At 32.7% G+C, this 12,091-nt stretch carries 8 protein-coding genes and 2 pseudogenes; 2 read left to right on the top strand and 8 right to left on the bottom strand.

What is annotated here, in order from left to right:
* Window positions 1–148: 148 nt before the first annotated feature.
* A complete protein-coding gene (locus MNO09_RS15000; protein ID WP_000282819.1) occupies window positions 149–583 on the bottom strand; it encodes a ferritin-like domain-containing protein in 435 nt (144 codons plus the stop codon).
* 181 nt (window positions 584–764) lie between these two features.
* A complete protein-coding gene (locus tag MNO09_RS14995) occupies window positions 765–1,946 on the bottom strand; it encodes a YhgE/Pip domain-containing protein (RefSeq protein WP_088107316.1) in 1,182 nt (393 codons plus the stop codon).
* 170 nt (window positions 1,947–2,116) lie between these two features.
* Between MNO09_RS14995 and MNO09_RS14990 the strand changes: the two genes are divergently transcribed.
* Window positions 2,117–2,734 carry a TetR/AcrR family transcriptional regulator gene (locus tag MNO09_RS14990; RefSeq protein ID WP_001205679.1) on the top strand — a complete coding sequence of 206 codons (618 nt, stop codon included), beginning with the start codon at window positions 2,117–2,119 and terminating at the stop codon, window positions 2,732–2,734.
* 55 nt (window positions 2,735–2,789) lie between these two features.
* Here MNO09_RS14990 and ppsA read toward each other — a convergent pair whose 3' ends face one another.
* Window positions 2,790–5,396 (bottom strand): phosphoenolpyruvate synthase, encoded by a 2,607-nt coding sequence (ppsA, locus tag MNO09_RS14985; RefSeq protein WP_088107317.1) that lies wholly within the window; start codon window positions 5,394–5,396, stop codon window positions 2,790–2,792.
* A gap of 122 nt (window positions 5,397–5,518) precedes the next feature.
* Window positions 5,519–5,803 (bottom strand): annotated as a pseudogene (locus MNO09_RS14980) (YolD-like family protein).
* A gap of 188 nt (window positions 5,804–5,991) precedes the next feature.
* Between MNO09_RS14980 and MNO09_RS14975 the strand changes: the two are divergent.
* On the top strand, window positions 5,992–6,645 hold the full coding sequence (locus tag MNO09_RS14975) for a CPBP family intramembrane glutamic endopeptidase (RefSeq protein ID WP_000448284.1): 654 nt from the start codon (window positions 5,992–5,994) through the stop codon (window positions 6,643–6,645).
* Between the two features lie 463 nt (window positions 6,646–7,108).
* Here the strand turns inward: MNO09_RS14975 and MNO09_RS14970 are convergent, their stop codons facing one another.
* From MNO09_RS14970 to gajA, 4 genes and pseudogenes are all read right to left on the bottom strand, one after another.
* The gene (locus MNO09_RS14970; protein ID WP_001243173.1) at window positions 7,109–7,450 is read right to left on the bottom strand and encodes a YolD-like family protein; all 342 of its coding nucleotides are present in this window, start codon (window positions 7,448–7,450) and stop codon (window positions 7,109–7,111) included.
* Window positions 7,447–8,376, bottom strand: a pseudogene (locus tag MNO09_RS14965) (DinB/UmuC family translesion DNA polymerase); the annotation flags it as partial. The gene MNO09_RS14970 and the pseudogene MNO09_RS14965, both read right to left, overlap by 4 nt.
* 205 nt (window positions 8,377–8,581) lie before the next feature.
* Complete coding sequence (gajB, locus tag MNO09_RS14960) at window positions 8,582–10,066, bottom strand: Gabija anti-phage system protein GajB (RefSeq protein WP_347280221.1); 1,485 nt, start codon at window positions 10,064–10,066, stop codon at window positions 8,582–8,584.
* Between the two features lies 1 nt (window position 10,067).
* Complete coding sequence (gene gajA / locus MNO09_RS14955) at window positions 10,068–11,804, bottom strand: Gabija anti-phage system endonuclease GajA (protein WP_241950187.1); 1,737 nt, start codon at window positions 11,802–11,804, stop codon at window positions 10,068–10,070.
* Window positions 11,805–12,091: the final 287 nt, after the last annotated feature.

The following is a 12,091-nucleotide window of genomic DNA, read 5'->3' as shown; positions in this document are numbered from 1 at the left end:
TATGCTTACTTCTCTCTTTATTAATTTTCGTTTTATACATTATATACCAAGATTAACCACTACACCTTCAAAGATATCTATTTTACAACTTGTATTCCATCAAAAAAACCGCCCACTACTAGTGAAACGGTTTTAATTCCTTAAGCATTCACTTCGACTTCACAAAATAATATAAAAACCACACCGCATGATTTTGTTCATCTGCAGCTATTCTGCGTAACAACTCTTTCATATGTGCATCCGATGTTTCATCTGCAATTTCTAAGTAAAAATCTACAGTCTTTTGTTCATCTTGTATAGCGAATTCTAATCCTTGTAAGTACGTATTCGGGCATTCTTCCATGATTTGTGGTTTAGGCTGCTGACCAGTTAAATTTGTATAGATTTGTACAAAATGATGAAAATGCTTTATTTCATCGTTACGAATTTCAAGAATTTGATTTCGTTCCGCCGCATTTGGAGCCATGTTCGCTAATTTCGCATAGCAATTTATAGCACTAAACTCTCCATTAATTGCTTTCTCAATATCACGAATCAACTTATCATTTTGCCTATACGAATCATAATAATTCGAATTATACATCGTATCCCCTCCATTATTTCGCATAATATTTTATGCAATTTGAAATAGCAGGAGCATGTATATAAAATGATACCGCATCTTCTATTCCCTATAAAATATAGAAAAACCTGTCCTACTTGATTTCCCTATAAGTTTATAAAAATCAAACAACGCTTCACTCCTAGTGAAACGTTGTTTGATTTTACGCATTTACTTCCGTTTTATGTTCCTTCACTACACTACGTTTGAAAGCAGTCGCTAAAATAATCATCATACTTACCACACCAATCCAAACGAGCACAGTAAGGGGTGTACTCCAGCTTAACCCTTTTCCAAAGAAGAATATTTCTCTAAGTCCTTCAATCATAAATCGCATTGGCAACCATGCGTACACCCAGTCTTGATAAAATGTTGACAACATTTCCGGTGCTAACGATAATAACGGTGCCCCAAAGAAAAGTAAGAGTGCGAATACACCGATTCCTTTTAGTCCAACTAGTGAAAGTACTGCTGATATCATTAAGAAGAAGCTAAAGGACGTAATAGATAAAAACAGTGCCGTATCCGTGAAATTCGAAATATTTAAACCTACCATACCATCCGCGATCCATGTGAGGCCAAATCCAATTACAAGTGCCGCGACAGCTCCTGTTATTATTTGTTTTAGTTTTAATACGAAGTTTTCTTTTCTTGTACCTACTGGCATTTTACTTATCGCAATAAAGATAATTGCTGAGCTCGCTAAACTTGCAATCCATAACGGCTGGAATAAAGACATTGGCGAGTTACCGTTCGCACTATTTTTGCCGACTTCATTCACATTTGTCACTTTCTTTGCAATCGGTGTGACTACATTTGAAACTTGATCTGCTGTTAACGTAGTTCCTTTTGCTTTCAATCCTTCTAATAGTTGTGTACGAACAGTATTGTTCATATTATCAACTACCCCATTTAATATTTGCCCTGCCATAGTTGAAGCCGCTGTATTCATTCCTTGATTTATGAATATTTCTACCTCTGGCGAAGATGGCTGTGGTGTTCGTAATGATGCTTGTTTTGTGCTAAAGTCTTTCGGAATAACTAATGCTGCGTAATACTCTTGATTATTTAAGCCTTTTTGAACTGCTTCTTTATTTTTCACTTCTACCCACTTCACCGCAGGTTCTTCCTCTGATTTTGATGTCTTTTTCATATTATCAACAATCGTTTGCCCCATATTCATCTTCGGTTGATTCGGAATTCCTACTCCTTGATCCTCATTTACAATTGCGATTGGCAAATTTTTCGGCTGAGGTTGAACGGTTGGAAATAACGTTAATGAAAAAATAAAAACTACAAGTAGTGCAATAACCGGTGATAATAATAAAAGTTTATTTTTAAACATTTTCTTTTCTCCTCCTATAATTTGATTTATAATAACCAACAACGTGTTGTTTATTTATATTTGAATTATATGTTCGAGTTGAACCTTATACAATAATCAAAAATCGTGAATGTGTCGGTTATAAGACACATCCTTGAAATGTGTTGGCTAAAATGAAGGAGGGACATACTTTGCGTGATAGTAATTTAGATTTACGCGTTATTCGTACGAAAACTGCGATACGAAATGCATTGGTCGAATTAATTGAAGAAAAAGGTTTTGACGCCATTACAGTGAAAGATATTACAACGAAAGCAAACATGAATCGCGGTACTTTCTATGCGCATTATCAAGATAAATTTGATTTAATGACGAAATGCCAAGAAGAAATTATGTATGAGTTTTCTAGCATTGCAAAACAGAGATTGCCTGAAGTTATTGCTGATCTTGGGTCAAATCCTTCCCCAACAATGCCGTTTATGCTTATTACTTCTATTCTTGAATTTCTAAATGAAAATAGTGATTTTATGAAAGCTGTACTTAGCCCAAAAGGAGATTTATCTTTCCAAACAAAACTGAAAGACTTTATGTGGAAAACATTATTTGAAGATACGAATGGTGCTCTCATTAATAAGGAGAATTTACTCGTCCCAAGCCAATACTTAACTTCTTATATGGCATCTGCTCATATAGGTGTTATTCAGCAATGGTTAAATAACGGGCAAAAAGAAACACCTGAGGAAATTGCTCGCATTTTATCAACAATCGCCGTTCATGGGCCTTTTTATGCGGCTGGCTTGAAGAAATAAGTCCGCTATATAACAAAAGATCATCCACTATAATAGCGGATGATCTTTTGTTTCATTACAACACTTCAATATACCCTTCTGTTCCATGTACCCGAATTCGTTGCCCATCTTTTATTAATTTCGTAGCATTCTCTACCCCAACAACTGCTGGTAATCCATATTCACGTGCAATTACTGCTCCGTGAGTCATAAGTCCGCCAACTTCGGTAACTAACCCTTTTATAGAAACAAATAACGGTGTCCAGCCAGGGTCAGTAAAAGCAGTAACTAATATATCTCCCTCTTCTAAATTCGCTTCTTCCATGTTTAAAATAACGCGAGCTCTCCCCTCTATAACTCCTGAAGAAACAGGCAGACCTACAATCGCGTCAACTGGAAGATTTTCTCGTTTATACTTACCTGTAATAATTTCTCCATCAGACGTCATAACGCGGGGAGGCGTTAGTTTTTCATATAATTTGTACTCATTTTTTTGTTGATGAATAAGCTCGTAATCTAGTTTATTTGTGCGGACGACTTCGTGAAGTTCTTCAAAAGTTAGATAGTATATATCATCGACTTCATGAATGACCCCGCTCTGCACAAGTTGCTCAGCTTCTTTCAATAATGCCTGCTTATATATGAAATAACGATTAATCATGCCGTATTTTGGATATTCACGATAACCGATACAATTACGGATGTTGCGAATCATTCGCTTCGTTTCTTCTACTTTTTGTTTACCTTCCGGCAAATGCTGCAATCGATCTACTAACTCCTCTTCTTTTTTCAAAGCTTCCTGTAGTCCTTCTTCAAACTTCCGTTTACTAGCGCCAGCTTCAAAGTCTCTTATATTATTTAAAATCATTGGGACAATGGTTGTTGGCTTTTCACTCCAGCGCGTTTTCGTAATGTCGATTTCTCCGCTGCATCTCATTCCGTATTTATTTAGAAAAGCAGAGATGGCATCTCGAGCTTTTTCTCCGCCTTTAAATTGAACTAATTCATCTAAAAAGTTATCATTTTCTACATGTTGTAAATACGCAATAATTTTTGGGTACGGACGAATTACATCTGCAACGTCTAGTAATACTAGCCCCATTTCAGACGTAATATTATTTTGTACCGATTGAGAAAGCGCGTCTGCTGCATTCTTTTCGCCTAGCCATTGCTCCATCTTTTCATTGATCCATGTTGAAGCATCCATACCTGCCATAATGACAGCCATACTTTGCGGATCAAATAATATTTTCTTTAATTGCTGAATATCTTCCAAAATAAAATCAAGTACATCCACCCCTGATTTCATTTGCATGTTTCGTTTTAACTCTTCGATTGATGATTGATTCTTCTTTATTAAATCCGTAACGATTGCTGGATTGTTTTCGATTTGTGGCTGCGAACTTGCAGGTGGACCACTTTTACCAACGCTCTTCTCTTTTTCATCCTCTGGTAACAATGTAATACAATCATCTCGCTCGACTACAGTCGTTAATGCATCTTTAATAAGCGGTTCCGAATTCCCTATCATATTTAATAAAAGTTCTCTACTAGTAGGCGAAGCCAATCTTTGTGCAACATCAACAAACAACCTTCCTCCAGCTTGAAACCTCTGTCCAAAAGATGTTAACTGGAATAAAGACATTCCTAATGGCTTCAAAGGATCAGTCATCATTTGCTGGTGACCAACCGATACATACACATGATTTTCCTCATCATTTACTTCTGGTATTGGATATAAAGTCGTGATTGGGCGACTTTGGACAATATAAAATGTATCATCTACTAAACACCATTCAGTATCTTGCGGACAACCAAAATAAGCTTCAATTTGTCTTCCGATACTTGCTAGTTGTAAAATTTGTTGTTCAGACAAAGTTTGAAGCTTTTGCTGAGCTGGATCAATCTGTTTCGTCTCCGTTCCGCCCTCTTTTAATGCATAAATAGCTACTTTTTTAGTCGCTATTATCGTTTCAGTAATTTCGCCTTCTTTTACTTTATAATTATCAGCAGAAACCAGTCCTGATACTAATGCCTCACCAAGTCCAAAACTGGCATCAATTGATACTACCTTTCGGTTAGAAGTAACCGGATCAGCAGTAAATAAAATTCCCGAAGCCTCAGGGAAAACCATTTTTTGAACGACAACACATATAGAAACTTGATTATGTTCAAATTCATTTTGCATGCGGTACATAACTGCTCGCTCTGTAAATAAAGAAGCCCAGCACTTTCTTACATGCTGCAAAACCGCTTCTTCTCCAATAATATTTAAATACGTATCTTGTTGACCAGCAAACGAGGCATACGGTAAATCTTCAGCCGTAGCACTAGAACGCACGGCATACGCATGTTCATTTCCAAAACGTGAGAGATAATGAGCTACCGCTTCCACTACATCAGAAGGGATTTCTACTGCCATAATGACTTCTCTGATCTTCTTACTAATTTCACCAATTTGAGCGCGCTCTTCCATTTTTAACTTTGTTAGTTGCTGCAACAAAGTATGAAGCTCTTCATTTTGCTCGATAGCCTTTTCATACCCTACCGTTGTAATACAAAATCCTTCTGGCACTTGTATCCCTTGAATGTTAGATAACTTCCCTAAATTCAAACCTTTTCCACCAACGAGTGAAAGCTGCGTTTTTCCTATTTCCTGAAAATCGAGAACGAAAGAACTCATGTAACATCTCTCCTTACTTTGCATGTGTACTTGATTGTAGCAGGAGTCAATACGAATAAACAGTCTATTTCGAACTTGATTTACATGATATAATTAAGTTAGGAAGAGATATTCCTCCCCCTCTAATTCACTTCAACTACATCACAAAACTTAAACATTCTTTGATTATGAAAAGCATCCGTGTACAAGTAATCGACTCATTTAATGGATTTATATCAACTACAGTTATGTAATTTTTATATAAGTAGCCACCACTATACTATGTATTGTAAAACCTTCTCCTCACCTAAATACAAAATTAACAGCTTATTTTCAATCATTTCTTTTGCATCTTGCGTTAAGATTGGACGCGGGACTTTCGTTTGCTCATGTATCATTTCTTTAATACAGGCGAACTGCTCTGGCATACTAGCAACGATAAAAAAGTAGGCATGCTAAATAAGCCTATTAAGTTTGTTTAAAAAATCGCTTTACTGCATTTATACAACGCTATTATACAAAAGTTATGGCACCCTTCTGAATTACCATTAATTAGGGATAATATATGTTATTATATATTTGTAATTAATGAAATAATAAGAAAGAAGGGGTTGTTGTGGAAACAAAGATTATAGAAACCAAAAAGAAAATTGATTCAAAATCTCTTTTGGCTTTAGGATTATTAATTATTTCAGGAATTGTATATCAATGTATTGCACTTATAGTAGGTAATATACCTGAATTATTAGAAATGATTCTTGAAGCTTCATGGAATCTTGTATTATGTGGAATTATAGGATACTATTTTTTAGGGAAAATATCTTTAGAGCAATTCAAACATTTTAAATTTAAAACATTACTCTGGGGTTTACCTTTAACAATCATAGTGGGCATGGGTTCAGGCACACTATATAACTATATTTTTGAACCTCCAACTACAAATTCTGTTGCTCAAGTAATAAGCGTTTCGATGATTTTGACCCGTGTACCATTCATGTTAATGGGTGAAGAATTGCTATGTACTAACATAATCATCGCATTACAAAAATTAGGATTAAAATTTGGTACAGCATCAATAATATGTAGCGTTCTGTTTGCCTTGTGGCATATTCCTGCTTATGGTTTCGTGCCAATGCAATTATTGATAACTATAGTCCCTGTTAGGTTATTACTGAATTATATATGGAAAAATTCAAAGAGTGTTTGGGTAAGTTGGATTTGCCACCTTGCTTTCGACATTATTGGATTTTTACCAATGCTTTTTAAATAAAAAATTACATTGTACTTATAAGTAACAAACAATAACATAAAAACAAAAAGAACCTTAGGGTTCTTTTTTACTTAACAGAAAATATTACTTAGAATATAGATGAAATACCCATTCATTTCAGGGACAGATACATGAGAAATATATATATTTTTACACCTATAAAAGGATTCTTCAATGTTTGACACAAACTATATTGACTTCGAAAATTTTCAAATAGGCATTCAAAATATGAATTCGTATTTTGAATGCCTATTTAGTAGTGATCATTCTTATTTTTTAGGTTCTTTAAGTTTTAATATATTAGTCGGAAGTGCGTGTTTTATAACTTGAAAACCCATGGTACTTACACTTTATATTATGAACTTCTTTTGTAACTTTGGGTTTTGCATAAAAATAGAAATAACACTTGAAGTAAATGAGCATTTCTTTGTAAATAGTACAAAAATACATCAGCTAAAAAGTTCTAATCAATTTCAATTACATCACCAAACTTAAAAATCTTCTTATTACAAAAAGCATCCGTGCAAGTAATCAACCCATTCAAGGGATTTATATCAACTACAGTTATGTAATTTTTATATAAGTATCCACCTCTATAATATGTAAGTAAAATCTCTTCCTCACCTAAATATGAGATTAACAGCTTGTTTTCAATCATTTCTTTTGCATCTTGCGTTAAGATGGGACGCGTGACTTTTGTTTGCCCCTGTATCATTTCTTTAATACAGGCGAACTGCTCTGGCATACTAGCAAACGGTTGCCACTTTACCATTCCTCTTCCTTTTGGCATATTAGCATTTCTCACGATTTGTGCCCTCCTAATAATGTGTTTCTATATCTTGCTGTTGCGACGCTTGTGTAAGAAATCCCACGTAAAATACTGTTCTTACCAAATCGTGTTCGAATTTCGTCCATAACCTTCGTTAATCTCATTTCTTTTTCTCTTTGTATAATGTTATCGAAAAGCGAAATTTGCTCTTCTCCTTCCCGTATTAAATTTGTTAAGGAAAGACTTATCGACCGAATCGGCTCTCCTGTATGCCGTTCGTATAAAAAATATATACAAACGTTGTAAATGTCCATCGTTAAATTTGTTGCTCTGTTTAACGTATGTGCTTTTTTTATTCCTCCCCCATATTCCCTACTATATCCAACTGAAAAATGAATCGTTTGCGCGTATTTCTTTTCTCTTCTCAATCTGTAACAAACTTCTTCTACATGCTCTAACAAAATAACGATGAATTCTTCTATTGAATAATCACGAAATAATATTTGGCTTTTCGCTATAGACTTTGTTGCTGGAACATATTTCTCTGCTATTCTGCTAAAATCAATCCCGTTACTATGTAAATGTAATTCTTCTCCTATTACACCAAATGATTGCTTTAAATACTTCAACGGGTACTGCGCTAAATCCCCAATCGTATGTATACCTTTTCGATTCAATTTCATTTCCGTTTTATACGATATACCCCAAAATTTACTGAGCGGTCTAATACTCCATAACTTCTCGGGTATATCGTCATATGTCCACTGCGCTATTCCATCTCTATTCTTTTTCGCTTCTACATCCATCGCTACTTTACTCAATAATAAATTTGGCCCAATACCAATCGTACTTTCGATCCGTGTACGTTCATATATTTCTCGCTTGAACTTTAATGCAAACTCACACGGATTACTCGCAAACAAATGAATACTTGCAGTCATATCCATGAAAAACTCATCAATTCAGTTGTCAATGTTCTTTTTTATCTTAATACACTATTTGGATTTCAAATAAAACAAAAGACTCTAACATATTAATTATGACTAATATGTTAGAGTCTTTTATTTTAAAGTTTTTTTAATTTAAGTCTTGATAACTTGGTGACATTGGCTATTTACGAAAACAAACTTTTATATTTCATCGTTAGTATGTCAAACTTAAGTTCCCTTATATTGACTTAATAATATTTTTGATTTTAAGTTCTTTCATTAGCATCTCAATATAATCTGAGTACTTCTTATTATCCATAATGACAATTAATTTATCTTTTGCTCTAGTTGTAGCAACATAATGTTCATTTGTATCTCTATTATAGTGTACATTGTAATCACTTGCAGTAATAATGACTTGATTAAATTCTAACCCTTTTGCAGAATGTACAGTAAATATTTTATGTAAATATTCATTTGTATCAAAAGCTATGTCAAATTCATTCGTCATCATTACTTCTGTAAATGCTGTAATTTCTCTAGTATCTAAAGTGATTTCTAATTTAGCAAATAAATTAATTAATACCTGATTAATTAGTACCTGATTAATATCAGGAACAAGTAATTCATTAATTATTTTTTGTATCTCCTTAATTTCTCGTGAGCTTAGATTACCTACAATTTCAGCAGCTAAATCATATATTGAATATCTATCATTTTTAACATATTTAATTACCTCTTTTAAAAGAGTTGCATTTGGAGTTGCCCTATCTAATGGAGTTTGGGGAATAAAAATAAAATTAAACCCTTCTTCATTTAGTTCTTTCATTATTTCAACGGCTTGATTACGTCTCCGGACTAAAATCACTACTTCCTCATCTATGTTTAATACCTGCTTTTCTTCTGTTAACTTTAATAAAATATCTGAAATTGGCATATCGTCTGCTATACTGATTACATTTTGAACCTCATTTTGTTTTTTAATTAAACTTCTAGTTTCTTCATTAAATAAATTAGAGTAATTTTGAATATCCTGACAGCATCGAAAGTTGGAAGTTAAATGATATTTATTAAAATCCGTAGAATTTTCTATAAGACCATTAAAATTTTCAGGTTCTGCTCCCCTCCAGATATAAATAGATTGTTTAGGGTCACCAACAATGAATAACTTAATTTTAAGCTGATCCTTTAAATACATAAATAAATTATGCATATCCTTATCCGAATCTTGGTACTCGTCTATAAATATCTTGAAGTATTTTGAAAATATATATTGTCTAGCGACAAGTGATTTTTTTAAAATATCTAAAGCCAATTGAAACTTAAAATTCTTTTTAGGATTACTATAAGTTCCTAATATATTTTGATATTTCAGCAGTTGCAGTCCCTTATCGTATGAAGCAAATTGGTTATCAAAATATTCAACAGTGAAATTGTCTGGATAATCGTTTCCAAATGCATCTTTAATAAACGGCCTAATAATTTCAGTCTCGACAAAACCATCGTTAGTGCCAATAAAATTCCCTCTTGATGAATATCCTAATCTTTCCTCGATTTCTTTTGCTGCCTTATTTGTAAAAGTAACAGCTGCAATTGAGTAATGAGTTTTATTTTCTTTTAAATCAGCTTCAATTTTACTAACTAATATTGTTGTTTTACCCGAACCTGCTCCAGCAGTAACAAGAATATTACCCCCATCCTTTATTATTTGTTCTCTAGACATTTTATCCTCTATCACTACCCACCAACTCCTTTAGGCATGCAAATTTTTCGTGCTCAAAAACATCAAAACAATCTTTAGTACTTAAATTATTTACTAGCTCGACCATGTTAAATAGTTTACTTTTCTGTAAATAGTGCACGGGATCTTCGTTTTCAAAAATTCTTTTCATACTTTCACCAATTGCAGAATATAGATCATTTTCCAGATCGATTTCCGATAAATATATTCGTTCCCCTAAGAATTCCACTACCTCATTTTTATATTGTTTAAAAATTTGTTTTTTTCTTTCATTAAGTCTCTCTTTTTTCTTTTTACCTTTTATATCTTCAGGGATTTCAATAGTAATCTCATCTAGATTTTCACGTCCTAACAATTTTAAGCATCTATTTAATCCTAGTAATTCGTATACACCCTTTTTACCTTTTTTTGATTTCAAATCATTATCCGTTTTAATTATATGGGTTATACCTAAATCATTTAATGTACACACATAATGATTAAAGTACGTCCCTCCTACTTCAAGCAAGAAACCTCCATTTAATTCATATTCTGGTTCTACTTCGTCTAAAACCTTTTCAAATAATATTTTTTCTGAAGGACCTTCTATTAAAAGTACTCTTTCAGCAAATAGAGCCGATGATAGTGCTTTATTTAGCTTTTTCTTGACACTTCCATAGGCTTCTTCCACATTATACATGTGGGAAGAACATACAACTTTTTCAGTTGAATGCACTCTTATTAATCTTGTATTATCCATTTCATAAAGAAGTTCAGGAGAGTGAGTGGATAAGAAAAAATATTTATATGTAGATTGTTCAAATAACTGTTTTGATAAAGCAATTTGCATTGATCTATGTAGACTGATTTCTGGTTCCTCAATTAAATAAATAACAATTTTATCCTCATATTTTTTCTTAGCCAGATAGTTATATATAGAGTAAGAAAGCATTTTTCTTCTACCATCCCCTGAGGTTGGATAATAATTAGAATCACCGTCTTTTTTTATATATGGAATAATATCCGAGAAAAATCCTTTAATTGCCATTTCGGACTTCAACTCAATAGAAACCTCTTCTTTTTTTAAAGACCTATATTCACTTGTTATCTCTTGCTGGAAACCCTTAATAATTGTCATTTCTCCTATTTGTTGATTTACTTGATCTGTTAAAGATTTAATATTATTTAAAATCCCTTCATCTGATTCATTACCCTGTGACTCTTCAAAAATATATTTTTTATTTTGTGCGAACAATTTGTCTAAATCAACAAGAGGATTTATATAAATCACCTTAAATACATTATCTAACGCGTTTATGTTCCCTCTCCCTGGTATATCTATTAAATTATCTAGTTCCGATCCCCATTTTAAAATTATGTTACCATACAATTCTTTATCATCATATTTAGATTCTAGTGCGATATAAAAAACATCTGCATTTGCCGATGTTCTAGCACCCTTAACCACTGAAATAAGTTTTTTTGTATCTTCATCCTTTTCATAATCAGACAAATCAAGTGTTAAAATAATTTCAATTTTTTTAGAAGTGTCATGTTTATGATAATCAGATTTATTAAAGCCAAATTTCCTTATCTCTTTATCTAAAAGAAATCTCAATGCATATAAAAAATTTGTTTTTCCAATATCATTCATCCCGAAAATCACATTTTTATTATCTAAATTTATATTTACTTTTTCAAAATTCCTGAAGTTCTTTATTGTAATATTACTGAATTTCATTATTCATCACCTTATCTTCTTAATTATTTTATTTTTAATATATACCTTCTTTAATTCTGTTCTTATCCCTGTATTTTATAAATAGTTAAGCAAGCTGTTCCCCCCTCCCATCCTCAATAAATAAAAAAACCATGTATTTCTACATAGTTTTATTATACAATAAATTTCCATTAAATTTTCCAGACAAAAAACTAAGTCCCCATAATCCAAGAAACCATTTTAAAGAAAAGTTAAGTAAAATGGTTTCTTTTTTAATTTTGATAAAATATTGATTATGGTTTTTGACA

Source organism: Bacillus sp. N5-665, assembly GCF_022637375.2.
Taxonomy (GTDB): Bacteria; Bacillota; Bacilli; order Bacillales; family Bacillaceae_G; genus Bacillus_A; species Bacillus_A wiedmannii.
The sequence above is the reverse complement of the archived record's forward strand: the minus strand, read 5'-3'. Positions and strand labels throughout refer to the sequence as shown.